19 protein-coding genes and 2 tRNA genes are annotated in these 25,129 nt (G+C 29.7%); 11 read left to right on the top strand and 10 right to left on the bottom strand.

Annotated elements, in window-relative coordinates; genetic code table 11:
- Positions 1-45 precede the first annotated feature (45 nt).
- Both asd and mscM read left to right on the top strand, forming a co-directional pair.
- Positions 46-924 (top strand): archaetidylserine decarboxylase, encoded by an 879-nt coding sequence (gene asd / locus M9408_RS01935; protein WP_250256995.1) that lies wholly within the window; start codon positions 46-48, stop codon positions 922-924.
- A gap of 51 nt (positions 925-975) precedes the next feature.
- Entirely contained in the window at positions 976-4,365 is a 3,390-nt protein-coding gene (gene mscM, locus M9408_RS01930; protein WP_250256994.1) for a miniconductance mechanosensitive channel MscM, read from the top strand.
- A gap of 21 nt (positions 4,366-4,386) precedes the next feature.
- On the opposite strand, the gene efp is transcribed toward mscM, so the two are convergent.
- From efp to M9408_RS01915, 3 genes are all read right to left on the bottom strand, one after another.
- The gene (gene efp / locus M9408_RS01925; RefSeq protein WP_250236307.1) at positions 4,387-4,953 is read right to left on the bottom strand and encodes an elongation factor P; all 567 of its coding nucleotides are present in this window, start codon (positions 4,951-4,953) and stop codon (positions 4,387-4,389) included.
- Positions 4,954-5,074: 121 nt separating this feature from the next.
- Positions 5,075-6,712, bottom strand: a complete 1,638-nt coding sequence (groL, locus tag M9408_RS01920; protein ID WP_250256993.1) for a chaperonin GroEL — start codon at positions 6,710-6,712, stop codon at positions 5,075-5,077.
- A 48-nt stretch (positions 6,713-6,760) separates the two neighbouring features.
- Complete coding sequence (locus tag M9408_RS01915) at positions 6,761-7,054, bottom strand: co-chaperone GroES (protein WP_011282622.1); 294 nt, start codon at positions 7,052-7,054, stop codon at positions 6,761-6,763.
- 409 nt (positions 7,055-7,463) lie between these two features.
- On the opposite strand from M9408_RS01915, the gene cutA reads away from it, so the two are divergent.
- The 3 genes from cutA (at position 7,464) to metC (ending at position 10,527) form a co-directional block, all read left to right on the top strand.
- Positions 7,464-7,775: a divalent-cation tolerance protein CutA gene (cutA, locus tag M9408_RS01910; protein ID WP_250256992.1), complete on the top strand. Its 312-nt coding sequence runs from the start codon at positions 7,464-7,466 to the stop codon at positions 7,773-7,775.
- 377 nt (positions 7,776-8,152) lie between these two features.
- Positions 8,153-8,225, top strand: a tRNA-Phe gene (locus M9408_RS01905).
- Between the two features lie 1,114 nt (positions 8,226-9,339).
- Entirely contained in the window at positions 9,340-10,527 is a 1,188-nt protein-coding gene (metC, locus tag M9408_RS01900) for a cystathionine beta-lyase (protein ID WP_250248501.1), read from the top strand.
- A gap of 134 nt (positions 10,528-10,661) precedes the next feature.
- Here the strand turns inward: metC and M9408_RS01895 are convergent, their stop codons facing one another.
- From M9408_RS01895 to hldE, 3 genes are all read right to left on the bottom strand, one after another.
- A complete protein-coding gene (locus tag M9408_RS01895) occupies positions 10,662-11,423 on the bottom strand; it encodes a 1-acylglycerol-3-phosphate O-acyltransferase (protein WP_250256991.1) in 762 nt (253 codons plus the stop codon).
- Between the two features lie 242 nt (positions 11,424-11,665).
- The gene (ribB, locus tag M9408_RS01890) at positions 11,666-12,313 is read right to left on the bottom strand and encodes a 3,4-dihydroxy-2-butanone-4-phosphate synthase (protein WP_250248503.1); all 648 of its coding nucleotides are present in this window, start codon (positions 12,311-12,313) and stop codon (positions 11,666-11,668) included.
- Positions 12,314-13,184: 871 nt separating this feature from the next.
- The gene (hldE, locus tag M9408_RS01885) at positions 13,185-14,633 is read right to left on the bottom strand and encodes a bifunctional D-glycero-beta-D-manno-heptose-7-phosphate kinase/D-glycero-beta-D-manno-heptose 1-phosphate adenylyltransferase HldE (RefSeq protein WP_250256990.1); all 1,449 of its coding nucleotides are present in this window, start codon (positions 14,631-14,633) and stop codon (positions 13,185-13,187) included.
- Positions 14,634-15,123: 490 nt separating this feature from the next.
- Here hldE and M9408_RS01880 point away from each other — a divergent pair, with 490 nt between their 5' ends.
- Positions 15,124-16,353: a tRNA CCA-pyrophosphorylase gene (locus M9408_RS01880; protein ID WP_250257471.1), complete on the top strand. Its 1,230-nt coding sequence runs from the start codon at positions 15,124-15,126 to the stop codon at positions 16,351-16,353.
- A 259-nt stretch (positions 16,354-16,612) separates the two neighbouring features.
- Here the strand turns inward: M9408_RS01880 and M9408_RS01875 are convergent, their stop codons facing one another.
- Positions 16,613-17,437 (bottom strand): undecaprenyl-diphosphate phosphatase, encoded by an 825-nt coding sequence (locus M9408_RS01875; RefSeq protein ID WP_250256989.1) that lies wholly within the window; start codon positions 17,435-17,437, stop codon positions 16,613-16,615.
- A gap of 174 nt (positions 17,438-17,611) precedes the next feature.
- Positions 17,612-17,971: a FolB domain-containing protein gene (locus tag M9408_RS01870; protein ID WP_250236291.1), complete on the bottom strand. Its 360-nt coding sequence runs from the start codon at positions 17,969-17,971 to the stop codon at positions 17,612-17,614.
- A gap of 128 nt (positions 17,972-18,099) precedes the next feature.
- Between M9408_RS01870 and plsY the strand changes: the two genes are divergently transcribed.
- Complete coding sequence (gene plsY, locus M9408_RS01865) at positions 18,100-18,687, top strand: glycerol-3-phosphate 1-O-acyltransferase PlsY (RefSeq protein WP_250256988.1); 588 nt, start codon at positions 18,100-18,102, stop codon at positions 18,685-18,687.
- A 31-nt stretch (positions 18,688-18,718) separates the two neighbouring features.
- Here plsY and tsaD read toward each other — a convergent pair whose 3' ends face one another.
- On the bottom strand, positions 18,719-19,735 hold the full coding sequence (gene tsaD / locus M9408_RS01860) for a tRNA (adenosine(37)-N6)-threonylcarbamoyltransferase complex transferase subunit TsaD (protein WP_250256987.1): 1,017 nt from the start codon (positions 19,733-19,735) through the stop codon (positions 18,719-18,721).
- Positions 19,736-19,902: 167 nt separating this feature from the next.
- Between tsaD and rpsU the strand changes: the two genes are divergently transcribed.
- From rpsU to M9408_RS01840, 4 genes are all read left to right on the top strand, one after another.
- Positions 19,903-20,118 (top strand): 30S ribosomal protein S21, encoded by a 216-nt coding sequence (rpsU, locus tag M9408_RS01855; RefSeq protein ID WP_250236286.1) that lies wholly within the window; start codon positions 19,903-19,905, stop codon positions 20,116-20,118.
- Between the two features lie 154 nt (positions 20,119-20,272).
- On the top strand, positions 20,273-22,021 hold the full coding sequence (gene dnaG, locus M9408_RS01850) for a DNA primase (RefSeq protein ID WP_250257470.1): 1,749 nt from the start codon (positions 20,273-20,275) through the stop codon (positions 22,019-22,021).
- A 166-nt stretch (positions 22,022-22,187) separates the two neighbouring features.
- Entirely contained in the window at positions 22,188-24,044 is a 1,857-nt protein-coding gene (gene rpoD / locus M9408_RS01845; protein ID WP_250256986.1) for an RNA polymerase sigma factor RpoD, read from the top strand.
- A 260-nt stretch (positions 24,045-24,304) separates the two neighbouring features.
- Positions 24,305-24,379: transfer RNA gene (locus tag M9408_RS01840), tRNA-Ile, on the top strand.
- A gap of 127 nt (positions 24,380-24,506) precedes the next feature.
- On the opposite strand, the gene M9408_RS01835 is transcribed toward M9408_RS01840, so the two are convergent.
- Positions 24,507-25,061 (bottom strand): DedA family protein, encoded by a 555-nt coding sequence (locus tag M9408_RS01835; RefSeq protein WP_250248517.1) that lies wholly within the window; start codon positions 25,059-25,061, stop codon positions 24,507-24,509.
- Positions 25,062-25,129 lie beyond the last annotated feature (68 nt).

Raw genomic sequence — 25,129 nt, 5'->3', positions numbered from 1 at the left:
AATCATTTAACTAAAAATTAATAATCTAAAAATTAGGTACATATTATGTTAGAAAAAATACAAGTTCTACTGCAGTACTTATTACCAAAATATTGGATTACTTATTTATTAGGATTAGGAGCCTCATGGAAAGGTGGGTGGATAACACGTTATGCGATCCAATTGTTTATTCATGTCTATAAAATAGATATGAAAGAATTCGATAACCCTAATCCATCCAATTATACAACGTTTAATGAGTTTTTTACTCGAAAATTGCGTAATAATTCTCGACCTATAGACACCAATCCATCTACATTAGTTATTCCAGCTGATGGAATCATTACTCAAATAGGAAAAATAAATCAAACAAATATCTTCCAAGTAAAAGGAATTCCTTATCATCTAGATGGATTACTAGCAGGTCATGATAACATCATTAATTATTTTAATGATGGAAACTTCGTTATCATTTATATACCTCCTCAAAATTGTCATCGTGTTTACATGCCTTGTACAGGCACACTTCGTGAGGTGTTGTATATACCCGGCGATTTATTTTCAGTACATCCAAAAATTACAAAAAATATACCTAATATATTTTCTCGCAATGAAAGAGTTATCTGTCTATTTGAAACAGATTTTGGTTATATGGCTCAAATTTTAGTTGGAACTGTAATAGTAGGAAGCATTGAAACTGCATGGTTAGGCGCAATTACCCCGCCGCGAGAAGGGATTGTTAAGCATTGGCGTTACCCAAACACTTCAAATATTGAAGATCTAATTATATTACAAAAAGGACATGAAATGGGATTATTTAAATTAGGATCTACTGTTATTAATTTATTTGATAACAAAAAGGTTATTTTAAACAATCTATTACAACCATACGATATTGCTCGTATCGGTATGCCTTTAGCACAAGGATGTAATCAAGAAAAATAATCACACATATTTGTGCATTATCCAAAATCATGCAATAATATTGTACACAGTATGATCTCTTTTCAAAAGAAAACCATATTTTTTGAATATTTTTCTTCGTTAATATTTATTGTAGGATGTTTATATCCACTGATACTATTTTCTTATGATTTTTCAAAAGAACATGAAATTAAAAAATATTTACAATATGCACAACAACAAGAACATTTTGACATTCATCAAAAATCCATTATAAAAAGTCTACAATCTACTTTAGATTTTATTTCTGAAAGAAACTTTTCTAATGTTAAAATTAGAGAATATCAAAAAATAATAGACGATTTTCCGTGTACAATTCTTCAATTACACAGAGAATATAGCAATATATGTAATCAAAGTATTAATATCTATAAAAATCTTTCTACTCATGAACTGAAACAGAAATTATTCCAAATTAATAATCAATTAACAGATTTGTCAAAACAATTGAAACAAGAACAAAATTATATATCTTCAATTAATGAATCATTGATACTATTACTAAAACAACAGACTACGGTTAAAAATATATTAAATAATTTAGCGCAACAACACATATTATCTATTACAAATAAAAATACTCCGATAGAAGAAGCCAAATTTATGGCATTACAAGCAGAACAGGTAGCTAAACAACTAAAAGTAGCCGAACTCGAACTCGCTCAATTAAGCGCCAACAATCATAAAGAATTATCCCAACTTCGGACAGTATTTTTGAAAAAAAAATATAAATATGTAGATAATGAACCACAGATATTAAGAAACAAATTAAGCTATTTATGTCAACACGAATCAAAACAACCTATTAAATATAGCGAAAAAATATTATCAGAACAAAATAATACATTACCAAAATCCATTATAAAGCAGATACAAACCAATCATGATCTTTCAATTACTTTAAATCAACAAGCGCATTATATAACCAGTATCATATCTAAACAACAAGAAGCAACATCATATACATTACAAGTACGTCAAACTTTTGCGAATTTACTTGAACAAGCGCAGTGGTTAGACAAATCTCCAGCTCTTGGAGAAACATTACGTTCTCAAGTTTCTAAGTTACCAAAAATGCCTAAATTTCAGCAACTAGATCATGATATGGCGCAATTAAGAGCCAAGCGTCTTCAATGTGAAAATCAGTTAAATAAATTAACATTAATATCATCACAAAGCAAACAAGACGATGGATCATCATTAACATTACTGCAAAAACATATTCTTGAAAAAAAACTAATTATACAACGTAATCTTATCTCTGCATTATTAGACAATTATGATACACAAATTCTTGAATTAACAAAATTAAAAATTTCTTATGAACAGCTTAAAGAAGCATTACAAGATATACAAAAAGCTACGCATCGTCATTTATTTTGGGTAGCTGATGTACATCCAATTACTATATCTTACCCGTTAGACATTTATCATGATTTATACAGATTATTAACTGCAAATAAATTTGATCGTCAAATAATGCATGTTTTAAAAATGACTTTTTCTAATCAGAAAACTTTAATACTAATAATATTATGTTTTATTGCATCAATTGGATTTCATTTTACTGCACAACGTCATTATCAAGAATTTTTAAACCGATCTAGTAAAAAAATAGGCAAAGTAAATCAAGATAATTTTTTGCTTACTTTGTATAATATATGGTACTCAATGTTAATAGCATTACCAATTCCAATTTTATGGGCAATTATAGGACATACTTTAAATCACGCTTGGTTATACCCTATTTCTGTAGAAATTAGTGATGAAATTAATGCTACAACCTTTATATTGTGGGTATTTATAGTGGGCGTTTATTTTGCGTTTCCAAAAGGATTGTTTATTATCCATTTTGGCTGGCCAAAAAAAAGAGTTCAACAAGTTTTTTCACATCATTATATCTGGGCTGTTGTAACAGTTGTGTTTTTAATAATGATGCTAACTATATTTAATAACTATAATGATAGAGAATTTTCTAATACTTTGGGACGGTTATGCTTTATTTTGCTATGTATTTATTTAACATTCATTACCAATAATCTAAAATGTTCTGGATTGCCTCTATATTTAAATAAATATGATTCTTCCGACAATATCATCAATTATTCTTTATGGAATTTTATGATATGCGCGCCAATAATAGCAGCAATTTCTTGTATTTTAGGTTATTTATTTGCTGCTCAAGCATTATTAGCACGATTAGAAACATCATTATTTATTTGGATTATGTTGTTAATCATATACCATATTATTCGTAGATGGACATCCATTCAGAGACGTCGTATTGCTTTTGAGCGAGCTAAACAAAAACGAGTTACTCAATTAAATCTAAGAGCATATAATAATGAATCAAATGCTTATCAATTACAGACTAATAAATTAGTATCTAATGATAAAAACAATAAAAAGATTTTAGATTTAGATACTATTAGTACGCAGTCATTACAATTAATACGATCTATTATTACTCTCATCGCCTTATTATTAACCACTTTATTATGGTCTGAATTATATTCAGCATTCTCTTTTTTAGAAAATATTACATTGTGGGATGTTACTTCTACTATAAAAGGCGTAGATAATATCCAACCTATAACGTTGAATTCATTTATTATTTCTGTCTTAGTAATCGTCATTACTACAAAAACAGTAAGAAATTTGCCAGCGTTTCTAGAGCTCACTTTTTTACAACATTTAGATCTTACGCCAGGCACAGGATATGCAATTACTACGTTAACTAAATATATATTGATGTTTCTTGGAGGGATAATAGGATGTTCATTAATAGGTATAGAATGGACTAAAATACAATGGTTAGTAGCAGCATTAGGTGTAGGATTAGGTTTTGGATTACAAGAAATTTTTGCGAATTTCATCTCTGGATTAATAATACTATTTGAAAAACCAATTCGTATTGGCGATACTGTAACTATTAGCAATCTTACTGGTAATATCACTCGCATTAATACTCGTGCAACTATCATTACTGATTGGAATCATAAAGAAATTATTGTTCCAAACAAAGAATTTATTACAAAACAATTTATTAATTGGTCTTTATCGGACACATTAACACGTGTAGTATTACGTGTACCAGCTCCGTTACAAACAGATACTAAAAAGATAGTACAAATCTTACTACAAATAGTACAAAATTCTTCTCTTGCCTTAAATACTCCGCCTCCAGAAGTATATTTAGTAGATTTACAACAAGGATTACCTATATTTGAGATACGAATGCATATATCAGATATAAAACTTCGCATGCCTTTATGTCATCAAATACATATGTTAATCATAGAATATTACCAAAATAATGGGTTAAAACTACCATACATACCTATATATTCTTATAACAACCAATTATTTGTCAACAATTTTGATTCTAATTATCCTAATGCAAATTATTACACAACAAAATAGATACTATCATCTGGTATAGATTTACTTTGCTCGAGAGACATATGTTCCTGAGCGAGTATTAATTTTAATTAACTCTCCTAATTGAATAAAAAGTGGAACCTTAATCATAGCTCCAGTATTTACAGTAGCTAATTTTGTTTCAGACGATCTAGAGTTATTTTTTTTTATTGAAGTAGTTTTTATTACTTTTAGTTCTATACAATTAGGAGGAGTTATAAGAATTGGCACTTTATTCCATAAAGTTATTAAATAATGTAATTGAGTTGCAATCCATTTAAAGTTATCTCCTATTATTTTTGAAGCAACAGCGATCTCTTCAAAATTTTTTTCATCCATGAAATACCAAAACTCATTATCATGATATACATAAATTAAACTGATATCATAAAGATCAGCTGATCTTAACAAATCACCAGACTTAAAAGTCTTTTCTAATATTTTTCCAGATATTATTTGCCTAAATCGCACTCGATTAAAAGACTGCCCTTTTCCAGGCTTTATAGACTCATTACTGATTATAACACATGGTTCATCATTTTGAATAATCTTAAGCCCAGTTTTAAGCTCATTAATACTATACAGTACCATAAAACAAATTAGTTCTAAAAAGTATAATCACCACCGGAACTAAACAACCCTAATCTTATTTATTTCCTATTTTAGATTAGGGTTGTTTAGTTCCGGTGGTGATTATATTATTTAATTAAAACTACATCATGCCGCCCATGTTACCACCAGCCCCTGCATTTCCTAAATCTGGTTTATCTTCTTTAGGTAATTCAGTAACCATACATTCAGTAGTAATCATTAAACCTGCAATAGATGCAGCATATTGTAAAGCAGAACGAGTTACTTTAGTAGGATCTAAAATTCCCAACTCTATCATATTACCATATTTTTCAGTAGCAGCGTTATACCCAGTATTTCCTTCCCCAGATCGAACATTATTAGCTATTACTGATGGTTCTTCTCCAGCATTAGCCATAATTTGCCGCAATGGAGCTTCCATTGCGCGACGAGCTACTTTAATTCCTACATTTTGGTCTTCATTATCACCGCACAAATTTCTAATAGCATTCGCTACGCGAATTAAAGCCACACCACCTCCTGCAACTACACCTTCTTCTACAGCAGCACGAGTTGCATGTAAGGCATCTTCTACACGTGCCTTCTTTTCTTTCATTTCTACTTCAGTAGCTGCTCCAACTTTAATTACCGCAACTCCACCAGCTAATTTAGCGACACGTTCTTGAAGTTTCTCACGATCATAATCAGAAGTAGCTTCATCACGCTGTTGATTAATTTGCGCTACACGGCTATTTATAGCAGACTTATTACCTACTCCATCGATAATAGTAGTAGCATCTTTAGTAATAAGTACACGTTTAGCTTGTCCCATATCTTCCAGTGTTGCTTTTTCCAAATCTAATCCAATTTCTTCAGAAATCACAGTTCCTGCGGTCAAGATAGCTATATCTTGTAACATAGCTTTACGTCGATCACCAAAACCTGGAGCCTTTACAGCAGTTACTTTTACAATACCACGCATATTATTTACTACTAAAGTAGCTAAAGCTTCTCCTTCAACATCTTCAGCAATAATAAGTAATGGCTTTCCTGCTTTAGCAACAGATTCTAATATAGGTAACATTTCCCTAATATTAGAAATCTTTTTATCTGCTAACAGAATGAAAGGATGTTCTAATTCTACTGTACCACTTTCAGGTTTATTTACAAAATAAGGAGACAGATAACCGCGATCAAATTGCATACCTTCAACTACATCTAATTCATCCTGCAAACCAGATCCTTCTTCTACAGTAATTACACCTTCTTTTCCTACTTTATCCATTGCTTGAGCAATAAGTTTACCAACAGTTTCATCAGAATTTGCAGAAATAGTACCTACTTGAGCGATAGCTTTAGGATCTGAACAAGGAACAGATAACTTTTTCAGCTCTTCTACTGCAGCAACCACTGCCTTGTCAATTCCACGTTTTAAATCCATAGGGTTCATTCCAGCAGCTACAGCTTTTAATCCTTCATTAACTATAGACTGAGCTAAAACAGTGGCAGTCGTAGTTCCATCACCTGCAGAATCATTTGCCTTAGAAGCAACCTCTTTCACCATTTGAGCGCCCATATTTTCAAATTTATCTTCTAGTTCAATTTCCCGAGCTACAGACACCCCATCCTTAGTTATAACCGGAGCCCCGAAAGATTTATCTAACACTACATTTCTACCCTTAGGGCCAAGAGTGACTTTCACCGCGTCGGCTAACACATTCACACCGCGCAGCATTTTGACACGAGCATCATTACCAAATTTTACATCTTTAGCTGCCATTTCATTTTCCTTAAAAATTTTTAGTTCAATTAATAAGTTAGTCGCGAATTATTTCTCAACGATAGCAAGGATATCGCTTTCTGACATAATTAATACTTCTTCATTATCAATTTTCTCCACTTTTACACCATACCCGTCATTGAAAATCACGGTATCTCCAATACGAACATCTAAAGCTTTTACCCCCCCGTTTTCCAAAACACGGCCATGACCAACAGCCAATACCTCTCCACGTGTAGATTTTCCTGCTGCAGATCCAGTCAACACGATACCTCCTGCAGATTTTGATTCAACCTCTTTACGTTTAACAATTACACGATCATGCAATGGACGAATTTTCATTTAATGCTCCCTAATTATATTATCTAACTATTTACATATCACGTTAACAATTTTATACCGAACGTCAGATGCAAATTTTATTAATATTCACCACTTCAGGACAATAGTTAAAATGGGGGCATTCAAGATTGCTTCAAGGGGGGATGAAAAATTTTTTACATATATAAACATCTTTATTCTCGTAAATAAGCAATCTATCAAATCATTAATAGCAATTAATTTTTTATTATAATTAACATTATATTTACAAATATCATTTAATATAATAACATAAAGTATAATACAAACACAATATAAAAAAGATCGATATATACTGAAATAATTGACTTTCGTTATAAAAACAGAGTACAAAAATTTCACTATATATTGCATCAATGGATTGCATAGCTTGATTGTTTAAAGAAAAAACATGATAATAATCCTGTGTACTACACCAAACGATATGTCTGTTGTTTTAAATATTACAAAAACATTATTAAATAATAAATTAGCAGCATGTATAACTTTATTGCACGAAGTGCGCTCATTTTATTATTGGGAAACTACCCTGAAAGATCACACTGAATTACAACTATTAATTAAAACACAAAAATTTTTAAAAGATGCAGTGTTTACAACAATTAAAAAGTTACATCCTTATAAAGTTCCGGAATTATTAGTACTACCTATTATAGATGGAGAACCAAGCTACCTATCGTGGATACGATCCACATTACCATAATACTATATAATATTAATTATGCAACGAAGCCTAATATACTTACTATAACAATAAGTCTTAAGAATTGAACTTTGTATTCTAAAATTTTATAAAAGTATTTTATTTGATAAATTAATAGAAAATAAAAATCACTATTTCAAATAGTAAAATGAGATATATTTTAGTAAAACGAATAACAATTATCTATTTGTTGCTATTTATACTGTTTAATTAAAATGGTGTTGCTGATATAAACTAATATGGAATCTGGAATGATTTGTTATTTTGAAATACTTAAATAATAGTTTTCATTAACATATGAAATATATTGACGAAATAAGTAGAATAAAGATAATACGACTAGATTCTTTTATTAAAAATGTCGATCAAAACTAAAAGCCCGGATAGCTCAGTCGGTAGAGCAGAGGACTGAAGATCCTCGTGTCCTTGGTTCAATTCCAAGTCCGGGCATATTTTAAAAATTAACTAATTTATAAATTAAAATATTAGAAAATTTGTTATACTTACAAAAAACTAAAACCTAGCAATATTTCAGTATAAATAAAACAAATCATGGCTTTATATTGAAACTGATAACCATTGCAAGATAACCGTAGAAATTATGTATGGTTTTAGCAAAACCTATCCTTTTAAAACAAAAATAAAACATAAATATATCTATTTACTATATATCAATATAACGATTACAGTAACAGATATTTGTCTATACATACGGATATAATAGCTTTTTAAAATGATTTATAATCTTATTTACGTTATGCTGTATTTAAGTAACATAAACTATATTTAGTGATAGTCGAATAGACAACTTATATTTAGTCCAATTAATTTTATCAACTACAACTAATGCCGGCTTATTGATCAATCAATAATCACCACACTGATGTCAACATTTTGTTTTGTCTCAACGTTATTTACTTTTATCAAGATATATCCCAAAGGGATTTTCATTTTACAATGATAATTAACTATCAACTAATATTATAGTAGTTATCATATATTTATTCAAATCATTTAAATAATGTAATACTACCATGAAATAATATTGACCTATCTGTTTTATTAAACTCTATATATCGTATAAATAACGCAACGATTCAATTCAACCATACACTCATAAACTTATGATAAACATCATTTCTTAAAAAATTAATGTAACAATTATATTCAATCACAGCGCATTAAAAACTAAAAATAAAATTTATGTAACAACTATATAAACAATTAACACATAAAAATTATATATTTAAATATCATTGAATGATTATTCACTTGATATAAATCATTTAATTAAAAATAATTTTCTCTTTAACATAAATCGCACTATGTATTATGCTGTTAGATATAATACTAAATATAATCTACATACATCCATTGAAATTGGAGCAACATACAGTTATTATATTGTAGTTTAATTAAATAACTTGAATATATATAAATTTAATAGGTAATTTATAAAGAATTTTAATTTTTTATCTAATAAAAGAATAATCACAATAGAAATATGATATCGTGATAAAAGTTGATCGCAAGTTTTAGGGTTAATCAATTTAAAACAGTAATTATGATAAAATTTGAAACCGAACTAATCACATCTGGAAGAGATAAGCAATATACACACGGCGCAGTAAATCCTATCATTCAACGGACATCTTCAGTAGTGTTCAATTCTATTCAACAAAAAAAACAAGCTATTAAGAATTACAACACCACTGATACATTATTCTATGGTAGATACGGGACTATTACCCATTTTTCTTTACGCCAATCTATGACTGAATTAGAAAATGGCGTTGGTTGCATGTTATATCCATGTGGTACAGCAGCAATTACTCATGCAATACTTTCTTTTATCAAGCCAGGAGACCATATATTGATGACAGGATCAGCATATGAACCAACTCAAAAATTCTGTCGGCATGTTTTAAAAAAAATGAACGTGCATACTACCTGGTTTGACCCCTTGATTGGAAGTGATATTTATAATTTCATTCAACATAACACCCGTTTAGTTTTATTAGAATCACCAGGCTCAATAACTATGGAAGTACAAAATATCCCTGACATTGTTAAAACAGTGCGTGAAAAAAAATCAGATATCATCATATTATTAGACAATACTTGGTCAGCAGGAGTTTTTTTTAAAGCACTAGATGTAGGAGTTGATATTTCCTTGCAATCTGGAACTAAATATATCACAGGTCATTCTGATGCCATGATAGGCACTGCAGTTTCTAATGCACGTTGTTGGGATCAATTACAAGAACAATCTTATTTGATGGGTCAAATGGTTGATGCTGATACTGCTTATATGGCATCACGAGGACTACGTACTTTATATGTTAGATTAAAACAACATGAAGAAAATGGACTGCATGTTGCGCATTGGTTAGCCAAACATCCAGCAGTAGAACGAGTAAATCACCCTGCTTTAGCTACATGCAAAGGACATGAATATTTCATAAGAGATTTTAGCGGATCCAGTGGATTATTTTCATTTATTCTAAAGAAACGTTTAAATAAACTACAATTATCTAGTTTTATTGACAACCTTAAGTATTTTAAACTTGCATATTCCTGGGGCGGATTTGAATCTTTAATTTTAGTAAATCAAGTAGAAGAGCTACGCTACATACGTCCAGCTGGAACGTTAGATTTCACAGGAACATTGATTCGGGTACACATAGGATTAGAGCATCCTGATGATCTGATTAATGATTTATCAGATGGTTTCAATCGCATTAATTTATAATAGCATAAATATAAGTTATGCATGTTATTTTATGGCTATATATTGCATATATAACATTCTGTTAACTTAAAACAATCAATCAATACGGGGGGGTTCCCACTGACTGAGTATTTATCTGTAATACAATTTGAAAGCTATTTTGTACGGCGTGAGTGTAATGATCGAATAACCTGTGTTTCAGCTTCAATTACTTCTTGATTTAACTCATCAATTTTTTTTTTCATAACTTCATAACAATATTTAGTCATACTACGTATTCTATTAGGTTCATATTGTTGAGTTGCTATAGGCGTCAGAATTTCAACAATTACTAACCCATTAGACCAACGATTTAATTTTATTTTGTTAGAAGTATTAGAAACACAAACAGGTATAATGGGCACTTTGGCAGAAATTGCAGCATGAAAAGCGCCTATTTTAAACGGCAATAATCCCTTTCCAAAACTACGCGTACCTTCCGGAAAGACCCAAATAGAAACATCGCGCGTTCTAATAGATTTAGCTATTTTTATTAAAATATTATGAGATCGAGAGCTTTGACTCCGATTAATCAATATATTTCCACACAACCAATATAATTGACCAAACAACGGAATCCATAGTAAGCTCTTTTTACCGACTATTATTGTACGTGGCTGTACAACACGAGATACTGTTATCATATCATAATTACTTTGATGATTGGAAATATATATACAATTCCTCGGTAATGGATTATTTGAAAAATTTCGTATTTTAACTGTAATACCAAAAATAGGAGCCATGCTCCCAAACAAACGACCCAAAAGATCAGAATGATATGACTGATGAGGTCTTAATAAACAATAAACGATGCCAAATATACAAATAATAATTGACAATATCAACACTGAAATAATGCGTATAATAGCAAGCATTTTCTCTCTCTAAAAGTATCACAGTACAAATTTTTAATAAAAACTAATCTCGCCCAGAACATATAGGGCCTATTTATAGAATAGAAAACATTTACTATGTAAATAAATATTATTAAATTATGCTAAAAAATTAATTGAATTGGATACGCTACCATTCATTATGTTTAACGATAATTATTTTATGATTAATATTATTTAAAATATTTACAAACCCATAAACAGCTCAAGTTACTTAACATATATTAAGAAGTTACATTGACGCGATAAGTTATTAAATCTGAAATAGTGAGCACTGGCATCGTATATTTATGTGCAAATGTAACAATTTCTAATATACGCGCCATACTGCCATCCTTATTTGTTACTTCACACAATACTCCAAACGGTCTCAATCCAGCTAATGAAGTTAAATCTATAGCCGCTTCTGTATGTCCAATACGAGCTAAAACCCCACCATTTTGGGCGCGCAAAGGAAAAACATGGCCAGGGCGATTCAAATCAGAAGGTTTTGCATTATCTTCTATAGAAGCCTTAATTGTAGTTAATCTATCTGCAGCTGAAACTCCAGTAGTTATACCTTCTGCTGCTTCTATAGTAACAGTAAAAGCAGTGCCATAACGATTACTATTATTTTCTACCATCATTGGTAAATTCAACTGATTACACCGGTCTTCTGTTAAACATACACAAACTATTCCGCTACCATAACGAATAGCTAATGCCATTTGTTCAACTGTCATATTTTCTGCAGCAAATATCATATCACCTTCATTCTCACGATTTTCATCATCCATTACTAAAATACCACGACCATTACGAAGTGCTTCTAGTGCATTTTGGACACGCTCCACAGGAGTACCAAATTCAGATAGAAAACTCTGCCGACGCATGATTTTTAATCCTCATCAACCTCATCATTTATGAAACAAGGGAAAAAATAGACATGAATTAAAACTATGATTCAGTAAAAACCAAATACTCATAAATTAAAATTTATCAAAACAGTACCCTTATTTATATTATCATTATAAATATCAAAATCATGTTAAAACACTATTTAAAAATTCTACTAATAGCACCATACATACTATATATGCATTTCTATCATTATAAAGCACATCATAGTATATATGTAATAAATCATCCTATCCCAAAATTATATCTGATTGATAAGAAAAATTAAAACACTACGTCCATAAAACATACATTACATAACTCTATATGCGCTTAAATTTATATTAAATCCCGGATAACTAAACTTAATTCTTAAATAATCAAAAAATAACTAAAAACACTAATTATTATAAATATTGAAAAACTAAAACTTACTGCTATTCCTAATAATCCACTCTAAAAAATTATTTAATATTTTACGCATAATTCAAAGAGTAAAACCAAATAATTATCATACCCCAAGTAGTTAATATTTATTATATAAATCAATAAAAAATCGATGTACAACTATAAATTTTTATTCAAAATATATAACTAAATAAACTATAAAACATTAAAGCTAATACAAATATAAACCTTAATAAAAATTAAAATAAAAAATTTTAATAATAAATACAACTAAAATAAATCCTGTCATAACTACATAATTATAAATACATCTATTTATGATAAGGACCTCTCATCATCTCAATACATTTTTTGCATTACATCTGAAATTTACACATTATTTGTAATACCCACATTTCATTGTCCAAATATTTACTATATTCTTTTGTAACATCACACTAAAAATTCACCATTTATAATTTAATTTATATCATTTTTACTTTTACGCTTAATAGCATTAATAATATTACTACTAGAACAACCAGTCTTAAAATTTAATACATGTACTTTTCCTCCATTTTTAAATACCTCTTGACTTCCTTCAATGTCACAAACGTGATAGTCACCTCCTTTCACTAAAAAATCTGGCGACAAATTTGCGATCAATCTTGCAGGCGTATCCTCATGAAAAGGAACTACCCAATCTACTACTGATAAAGCAGCTAACACAAGCATACGTTTCTCTAAAGTATTTATAGGCCTTGTTTCGCCTTTTAATCGTTTTGTTGAATCATCACTGTTTACAGCCACAATTAACTTATCTCCAAGTTTTTTAGCATTGGTTAAGTAACTTATATGGCCAGGATGCAGTATATCAAATACACCATTAGTCATCACTATTTTTTCACCTTTATTACGAACTAAAGATATTATTTGTTTTAACGTCTTTTCATCTAATATGCCATAAGGCAAATTAATGTACGTATAACTATTTATAATACTTTTTATTTCATTCAAATTAGTAGTAGAAGTACCAGATTTTTTTATTACCACACTAGCAGCTAAATTAGCTAAAAAACATGCTTTCTTTAAACTTTTACCGGAAGATAACGCCGCTGATAATACACCAATCACTGTATCTCCAGCGCCGATTACATCATGCACTTCTTTTGTTTGAGTTGGAAAATGTAACGGAGCTGCATTCCGTGTACATAAAGTCATACCACGTTCAGAACGTGTAATCAATAAAGCTGATAAATTATAATCAATTATAATCTCCTGGGCACGATTTATTAAAGTCTTTTCATTACGACAAAATCCTACTATAGATTCAAACTCTGATATGTTAGGAGTTAATAAAGTAGCCCCTTTATAACGAGAAAACTGTATACCTTTAGGATCTATTATAATTGGTATATTGATATAACGTGCTAATTTAATCATTTCTTCTATACTATTTAAAGAACCTTTAGCGTAATCAGATAATACTAATACCTTATATTTAGGTAAATAAAATTCAACTTGTTTAAGCAATTTTGTAGTATCAACATTATGGAAATATTGTTCAAAATCTAATCTAATAATTTGTTGATTACGTGACATTACTCGCAATTTAATTATAGTAGGACAAGTATTAATTGGAATAAAATTACATTTTACATTCGACTGATCTAGTTGTTTTTTTAAAATGTTAGCCGCTTCATCAACTCCAGTGAATCCTAACAATCTTGGTTGAGCACCTAAAGCGGCAATATTCATTGCAACATTGGCAGCTCCACCTGGTCTATCTATAATTTTATTAATCTTAACGATCGGAACAGGTGCTTCTGGAGAAATTTTGTCGGTAGACCCATACCAAAATCGGTCTAACATAACATCTCCTACAACTAACACACTAGATTTGGAAAAACTCGGAAAAATAATAGTCATAATTTACTTAAAATACACCTTACTTAAACAAATAAAACCATGATTAATTTTACATTAAGTTAATAACAACAATAATATATTAAATTATTTAGTAAATAATTAAAATCTATAAATATAAATAATTCTTGATGTTTTATAGTATTGTGTTTAATTAAAATGAACCGTGTATCTCCCCAAAAATTTATAGACAAGAATTTTATACTAAATTAAAAAACATATATTAGTGTTCTTATATTTAAAATTGCTTACACCACATACAATTTTATATATCCCAGCTAATTTTCTTATTATTATTAAAATAGTTATTTGACTAATTTCTTATATAAGATGATTAACAACAATAAACCCAATCGCACTATATTTTATATTAAAAATTATATGGCATATAAAATAATTTTATTTTCTGATTCATCAGCATCATATAAAATATGTGTATAATTTATATATCTCTTCTATTAAGATATAGATCATTTAATTAAAAAATTGCATGATGAAAAAGTATTTAGTAGGTGGCGCTGTACGAGACACATTGTTAAAATTACCAATTAAAGAAAAAGATTGGGTGGTAGTAGGATCTAGCCCTCAAGAGATGTTAAACAATGGTTACGAGCAAGTTGGAAAAGATTTTCCAGTATTCCTGCATCCAGAAAATCATGAAGAATATGCGTTAGCACGTACTGAACGAAAATCCGGTAAAGGCTATACTGGTTTTACTTGTCATGCAGATCCATCAGTCACTATTGAAGAAGATCTATATCGCAGAGATTTAACCATTAATGCTATGGCCTATGATACACATGGCAATCTTGTGGATCCATATCATGGACAACGAGATATACAATTACGATTATTACGGCACGTTTCTCATACATTTAATGAAGATCCTCTACGAGTATTAAGAGTTGCACGGTTTGCTGCGCGGTTCGCGCATATGAATTTTACTATAGCTCCAGAAACATTAATATTAATGCAAGAAATGACTCATGAATTGTTATTTCTATCCCCAGAACGTATATGGATTGAAACAAAGAAAGCTTTAATTACAGATAATCCACAAATATATTTTATGGTTTTGCGTCATTGTGGAGCATTAAAAATCTTGTTTCCTGAATTAGACACATTATTTGATATACCTACTTCAGTGGTACAGCAGAGTACACCAATAAACACAGAGAATCTTACTATGATGATGCTTACTAAGACTGCTTGTTTAACAGACGATCTCAATGTGCGCTTCTCTATTTTATGTCGTGACTTAGGAAAGCCAACTTTTCTTAATAATAAAAAAAACTGTATCGAATATCATGATGACAGAAAATTAGGGGTGCCTTTAATCAATAATTTATGTAATAGATTAAAAATACCACATGAAATTTGTAATTTTGCAAAAATTGTTTCCGAATATCATGACTATTTATATAATATCGAAACGTTAACACCTAAAATGTTAATGAAATTATTTGATGTTTTTGATTGTTGGCGACGTCCTAGAAGACTAGAACAAATCATTTTAATTAGTCAAGCTAATATGCTAGGATGCATAAATTATAATAATTATTTATATAATCAGAAAAATTTTTTGTATACAGCCTTTTCTATTGCTAAAAAAATCCCCATTTCAAATATTATTGAAGACGGATTTACTGGAGTCAATATAAGTAAAGAATTATATACTAGACAATTGCATGCTTTAAAAATATGGAAAAATAAAAACAAATAATATTTAAATATAAAAATTTTAAAAACTATAAATAATAAAATAACTTAAAGTACATAATTCAAACTAAAAAACAATTATTTAAATACGAAGAATATCTTCTTTTATCAACACCAAAATTGTCTAAGAAATTTTCATATAGATTTAAGATTGTCATATACATAACGATGATCTTCTTATGTAAGATCTAGAATAAAATATATAGATCCATTCTCAATTCCTATATCATCTATTAATTACTATTTGAAAACACCAATTTTGATTATGTTATTAATCCCCAATAAATTCCTCCGGCTAACAAAAATCGATATATAGCAAAAGGAACCAAAGAGATATTTTGAACTATTTTTAAGAAACATTTTACGGTAAGTAAAGCTATAACAAATGCCACTATACTACCGCCAACTAATAATAAAGCATCCATCGCACTAATAGAAGATCCACAATGATATAAAGTTAATACTACCGAGCCAAATATAATAGGAATTGCTAAAAAAAATGAAAATTCTGATGATATACGCCTGTTTAATCCAACTAATAACCCTCCTCCGATAGTAGCTCCAGCACGAGAAAATCCTGGCCAAAATGCTAAACATTGAAAACATCCAATTAAAAAAGATTGCACGTAGGTTATATTATCAATATCTGATACACGCGGTCCTTTTAGTAAACATAATTCTCCAATTAATAAAAATATTCCACCGATTATTAATCCATACATAATATATGTTAACCCAAAAATCAATCTAATTTCTTCATAAAAAATTAAACCCAATATTACCCCAGGAAATGTCCCTAATAATATATGTCGAATACATAAATGATTTTTATCATAATGTTGTTTAACAAATATTTTTTTTATACAAATTACACCCATACTATATAATCTATTCCAAAACATTATTGTTATAGATAAAATCGCACCTAGCTGAATAATCACAGCAAAAGTTTTTTCTGAATCATCCATATAATGAGCAATACTCTCCACTAGCATCATATGGCCTGTTGAAGAAATAGGAAGAAATTCTGTTAAGCCCTCCACTATCCCCAGAATTAATGAAATAGTTAATCTATGTACATCTAACATTAATAACCCAAAATAAACAACATGATTATAACATTTAATTTAATATAAATAATTGAAACATAAACTACCATATTGTTTGTAGGATATAGAATACAATTTTTTTATTTAAAAACTCATTTTATCTGAAATAAATACACATATTCTTTCTTAAGAAACTAATCTTATTTTAAATATTTAAGAAATATTCACTTTTCGTTCAATACATATACCAACATTAGAAGCGCTACGAATCGCGCCAGGTTTACTCACTTTTACACGAATCCAACAAATACAAAACTTTTTTACTAACGTGTTTACTGTTAAATTAGCAACATCTTCTATTAAATAGAAATATTTTTTACTCACTAAATCAAGTATTGTTTGACTTACACGAGTGTAATCTACATACGATGTAGTACCTGTTTTACCTAGAAAAACTGCAGTATTATATGATAATTGCAAATCAAAAATTAACTTCTGTAGATATTTTTTTTCCCAATCATATATACCTATATATGCCATTACTATTAGTTGTTCTATAAATAGAATATTCATTTATATGCTGTGATATTTAATTTATGTAAATAAATCATTTATTAAAATAACACTAACGATGTAAAAAATACACTATATATTAATTCCTATATAATAATCATTCATTACACATCAAAAAAGAATAACTTATGACTTCTGTTTCTATTTTAATAATAATATCCGCTTATTTGTTAGGATCAATATCTAGCGCCATTTTAATATGCAAAATATTAAATATTTCAGATCCAAGATATTTTGGTTCTAAAAACCCCGGTGCTACTAATATTTTTCGTATCGCAGGTTATAAAATTGCAATTTTTGTAATATTATTCGATATATCAAAAGGTGCAATTCCAATATGGCTAGGCCATTATCTAGAAATTTCACCTGATTCTTTAGGAATAGCAGCTATTTTTTCCTGCTTAGGACACATGTATCCCGTATTTTTCAAATTTTATGGGGGAAAAGGTGTAGCTACCGCATTTGGAGCACTTACTACAATAAACATTAACCTCTCCGTCATTATGATAAGTACCTGGTTGTTAACTGTACTATCTTTTGGGTATTCCTCATTAGGTGCTATTATTGCTGCATTGATCGTACCTTTCTACACTTGGTACTTTCAACCCCAACATTTACTTCCAACAATAATAATATCTTCTTTAGTTTTAATCAAGCATATTATCAATATTAAACGACTATGGAATCATCAAGAAAAACGTATTTGGCGTAATTAATATAAAATATTGCTAATAATAATTAAAGTAATTATCTTATTCTCGGAAGGGATTCTAAAGACCAGCGTGGTCTTACTAAAATCGGTAAATCACTGAATAATCCAGCCTTAAGTCTAATAAATCCAGTATAAGCAACCATTGCTCCATTATCTGTACAAAATTCTGGGCTAGGAAAAAATAATTTTCCTTTTAAGATATGCATCATTCTTGCAAGATACGCTCTCAACGCATGATTAGCGCTAACACCTCCGGATACTACTAAACATTTTAATCCAGTTTGGTCCAATGCGCGGCGACATTTAATTGCTAATGTTTCAACAATTGCATCTTCAAATGCACGCGCAATATCAGCATGAGTTTGAACATCGTGAGCACTTGACATAATAGTATTTACAGCAAAAGTTTTTAATCCAGAGAAACTAAGATTTAAGCCTGGTCGATCAATCATGGGACGAGGAAATATATAACGATCCGTAATACCCTGTTGAGCCATTTGTGATAACAAAGCGCCGCCAGGATATTTTAATCCTAATAATATAGCAATTTTATCAAATACTTCTCCAACAGCATCATCAATAGACTCTCCTAATATTTTATATTCTCCTATATTACTTGCAAATACTAGTTGAGTATGCCCACCAGATACTAATAATGCTACAAACGGAAATTCAGGAGCTTTTTTTTCTAACATTGGGGCTAATAAATGAGCTTCCATATGATGAATATCGATAGCAGGTATTTTACAAGCATAAGCAAATGTTCTAGCAACAGTCGCTCCAACTAATAAAGAACCTATCAGCCCAGGTCCAGCAGTGTACGCTATTCCATTGATATCTTCAGGCTTTAAATAAACTTGTCTTAATGTAGACAAAATTAAAGGAACTATTTTTCGTACATGATCACGAGCAGCTAATTCAGGCACAACTCCCCCATAGTCAGCATGTAACGAATCTTGACTATATACTTTATTAACTAACAATCCCTGACATTGATCATAAATTGCTACGCTGGTTTCATCACATGAGGTTTCAATACCTAAAACTCGCATATACATTTTCCATATTTAATTAATAATTATAAAATACTTCACATTAGTTTTATATTTCATGTCATAATGTTATATTACAAAATAGTAAAAATATAGTTATTTTAATCATATTGAAATCATAATCTTCAACAAAAAATTTAAAATAAATAATAATAGAGAAAGGATATATGCCAATAATTAAAGTACGTGAAAACGAATCATTTGATGTAGCGTTACGCCGCTTTAAAAGATCTTGTGAAAAATCAGGAATTTTATCTGAGGTACGTCGCAGAGAATTTTATGAAAAGCCAACTACAGAACGTAAACGAGCAAAAGCATCAGCAATTAAGCGTCATACAAAAAAATTAGCTCGAGAAAATTTACGACGTGTTCGATTATATTAAATCATTCTCACTCATATAATTTTTAGCATACAAAAATAAATGAAAATGTTGTTTTATAATTAGTAAAACTGAATTACCTATATTTATAGGCATAAGCATTTAATCATAATTTATAATGACGTTAGTGTTATTCAATAGCACAAACTAAGGAGATATAATTACCCGTATCCCAAGTACAATAATCAATGAATTGATATCGCGTACTAATATTGTTGAGTTAATTAGTCGACGCATATCTTTAAAAAAACAAGGAAAAAATTTTCTGGCTCGTTGCCCATTTCATATCGAAACACACCCATCATTTACTGTTAATATCGAAAAACAGTTCTATTATTGTTTTAGTTGTGGATCACATGGGAATGCAATAGATTTTTTGATGAATTATGACCGACTTACATTTCTTGAATCTATCAAAGAACTATCAATTATAAATGGGATATCATTAGAGCTGAATGTAGACATTTTAAAAAAAAATAATCATCAAAAAACCAATCTATATCAGTTAATGAATAAATTAAGTCAATACTATCAAAATATACTAATGCAAAGAAAATATTTATATGCTTACAAATATTTGCACAATCGTGGATTAAACGCTAAAACTATTGCTGACTTCAACATTGGATTTGCTCCACCTGGATGGGATAACATAGTACAAAAATTTAGTTTTACATCATATGATCAAACACTACTTGACCAATCAGGTATGTTAATTAGTAATAACAAAAAATATAAATATGATCGATTTCGTAATCGTCTTATGTTCCCTATACGAGATATAGCAGGAAGAATTGTGGCATTTGGAGGGCGTGTTATCACACACAAAAAAATGCCCAAATATTTAAATTCGCCAGATACCGAAATTTTTAAAAAAAATCAACATTTATATGGTTTATATGAAACACGCATACAACACAAAAATCCTTCTCACATACTTTTAGTAGAAGGTTATATAGACGTTATTACATTAACACAATTTGGAATTAATTATGCAGTCGCCTCTTTAGGAACTACTACTGCTAATCATATTCGATTATTATATAACATCACCAATCAAATTATTTGTTGTTATGATGGCGACCATGCTGGTAAAAAAGCTGCATGGCGTACATTAAACATTGTTTTACCATATCTTACTGATGATCGACAAATAAATTTTATATTTCTACCTCATGGAGAAGATCCAGATACATTAATACGTAAAATAGGAAAAAATAATTTTTTGAGAATATTAACACAAAAACAAGACTTATCAAATTTTCTATTTAAAACATTATCACAAAAAATAAATTTACAAACGTTGGAGGGTCGGGTTAAATTAAGCAGCCTAATATTGCCTATGCTTAATAAAATTCCTGGAAAAACACTAAAATTGTGTTTACTACAACAATTAGGTAATAAAATAGGAATTTTAGATGAAAATAAGCTAAATCAATTACTTATAAAAAAACCTATTTTATCTACTAACAAAACAAGAAAATATTGTATAAGTTATGGAATAGAACACATATTAATAGGATTATTAATACAAAATCCACATCTTGCCAAACTAGTACCAAACATACAAGAATTAAAACAATTTAAAAAAGACGATGTCATGATTTTGATTTTTACTGATTTGGTTAAAATATGCAAGACATGTCCAGCACCAACTCCTGCGCAACTGTTAGAGCATTACCGTGAGAATAAATTTTTTTCAAAACTTGAAACACTAGCCTATTGGAACCACTTGATTACAAATGATATGATAGAAACCACTTTTATTGATGCATTAACTAAATTATATAATTTGACTCTTGAACAACGTCAAGAAATGCTTATTGCTCATGATCGAATATCTGGATTAACAACACAAGAACGTCAAGAGTTGTGGTTATTAACTCAAACATTATCAAAACGTTAATATAAAATTATACACTTTTTAGGTTCAATATTACTAATGAAAATAATCATAAAAATACCTCCTGAATAAATTATTTATTAATAGTTTTATTTACATATCATCGATAGATGGACGTTACACCATCTATTAAACTTTTAAATATTACTGCAAACGTGGGAGTCTTTTTATGGAACATAACCCACAATCACAATTTAAATTACTCGTCACACTTGGGAAAGAACAAGGATATTTAACTTTTTCTGAAGTCAACGATCATTTACCAGAAGATATTGTGGATCCAGGTCAAATTGAAAATATAATCCAAATGATGAATGATATGGGTATTCAAGTCATGGAAGAAGCGCCTAATTCCGATGAATTTTTGTTAATTGAACACACTAGTTCAACTAATGATGAAGAAGATGCAACAGAAGCAGCTGTGCAGGCGTTAGCTAATGTTGATTCAGAGTTGTTAGGTAGAACAACTGATCCAGTACGAATGTATATGCGAGAAATGGGCACTGTAGAATTATTAACACGAGAAGGCGAAATAGATATCGCTAAAAGAATCGAAGATGGAATAAATCAAGTGCAATGCTCAGTTGCTGAATATCCAGAAGCAATTACTTATTTGCTGGACCAATATAAACGCGTAGAAACCGGAGAAACACGCCTTTCAGATTTAATTACAGGTTTCGTGGATCCTAACGCCGCAGATGAAGAAAACATATCAGCATCAGCACACACAAATATAACTCAAAATATAACTTCTGAGACTGTTTCTGAAGCAATATCTGATGACGATGAAGAAGAAAATAATGATGAAAATAACATTGATCCAGACATAGCTCGTAAAAAATTTATAGCGCTACGTGATCAATATGAAATAACTCGAAAATCAATAAAATATAATGGACGCAATCATGCTCAATCATCAAAAGAAATCTTAAAGCTTTCCGAAGTATTTAAACAATTTAGATTAGTTCCAAAACAATTTGATAATTTAGTTAATAATATGCGCTCTATGATGGAACGAGTACGCATACAAGAACGTTTGATTATGAAATTATGTGTTGAAATTAGTAAAATGCCTAAGAAAAGTTTCATAGAGTTATTTTCAGGAAATGAAACTAATAAAGCTTGGTTTGATACAGCTTTATCTATGAACAACACGTCATGGTCGGAAACATTACATAAAGTTGATGAGGATGTACAACATAGTTTATCAAAACTACACCAAATTGAAAAAGAAACAGGACTAACAATAGAACAAGTGAAAGATATTAATCGTCGTATGTCGATTGGGGAAGCTAAAGCTCGCAGAGCTAAAAAAGAAATGGTTGAAGCTAATCTTCGCTTAGTCATATCTATTGCTAAAAAATATACAAATAGAGGGTTACAATTTTTAGATTTGATACAAGAAGGTAATATTGGTTTGATGAAAGCTGTAGATAAATTTGAGTATCGTCGTGGTTATAAATTTTCTACTTATGCTACTTGGTGGATTCGCCAAGCAATTACTAGATCAATAGCAGACCAAGCACGTACTATTAGAATTCCAGTTCATATGATAGAAACTATTAATAAACTTAATAGAGTTTCTCGGCAAATGCTACAAGAAATAGGACATGAACCAACACCAGAAGAATTAGCAGAGCGCATGCTTATGTCAGAAGATAAAATCAGAAAAGTATTAAAAATCGCGAAAGAACCTATTTCCATGGAAACTCCTATAGGAGACGATGAAGATGCTCATCTTGGTGATTTTATTGAAGATACGAATCTTGATTTACCTTTAGACTCAGCAACTTCAGATAATTTACGTACTGCTACCCATGATGTACTTGCTGGATTAACTCCAAGAGAAGCTAAAGTATTACGCATGCGGTTTGGTATTGATATGAATACTGATCATACTTTAGAAGAAGTGGGAAAACAATTTGACGTAACTCGGGAACGTATCCGTCAAATAGAGGCAAAAGCTTTAAGAAAATTACGTCATCCTAGCCGTTCTGAAATATTACGCAGCTTTTTAGATGATTAAATAAATATAAAAATTTTAAAAATTATAATTGCCAATTTGTTGGTATAATTTGTAGCATTAGAAATTAATTTACAATATATATATTTAACATACAAATATCAAACATAACAATTTTTTTGCAAAGTTGCGTAAAGTGTGCTATACACTACGCGTTTACAATATCAATAAATAAAAATTACATGGTAGAACGTCAATAAAATTTAATAAAAATATAAACAACTCGATCATAAATGATTCATTTAATATAAAATTGAAATCAAGGCCCCTTAGCTCAGATTGGTTAGAGCAGGCGACTCATAATCGCTTGGTCGCTGGTTCAAATCCAGCAGGGGTCACAATTTTTTCCAAAAAATAATTTTTTATCTTATCTCATCATATGTTTACAAAGTACTTTTTAACAGAAACCATAATTTAGTAACATTGTAGCCATATTATTAGGGATGATTTTTACTAAATTATCTATTATGATACATAGAAAAATTCTAATCGTTCTAAAAAAAAACCCAAAACAATAAGTATAAATACCCATACAAACGAACTAATCCAATTAAATAATTGAAAACGAAAGGAGCTTAATCCAGACACTCCTGCAATAGTAGGTAACACTGTTCTCACGAATACTATAAAACGACCGATAAAAAGGGCAGATAGCCCATGTTTATGGATCATACGATTTGCTCTTTGATAGGACTTATTAGGTATAAAAGATAACCAGCTTTTTATAGTCTTATTATTTTCTAAAAATTTACCTTGTAAATAACTCATCCAACTACCTAAACCTGCAGCTACTGTTAAAATTCCTAAAGTTGCAGTAAAATTCAAAATACCTTTCGCAATTAATACTCCTAATACAATTAACAAACTATCTCCAGGCAAAAAAAATGCAGGAAGAATAGCATTCTCTAAAAAAAGAATAATAAATACTAACGAGTAAATAGCTAATGCTAACCTTAAGCTGGGAAATAACGTAATATTATTTTGCCATATTATATTTAGTAATTCTTTTAAAATATCCATGACTCACTTAATTTCATACATATAAAAATATACAATTAATTTAAAAAATTTATATCTTCACATATCTT

Source organism: Candidatus Blochmannia vicinus, assembly GCF_023586525.1.
GTDB lineage: Bacteria > Pseudomonadota > Gammaproteobacteria > Enterobacterales > Enterobacteriaceae > Blochmanniella > Blochmanniella vicinus.
This window is presented reverse-complemented; position numbering and strand designations above follow the sequence as displayed.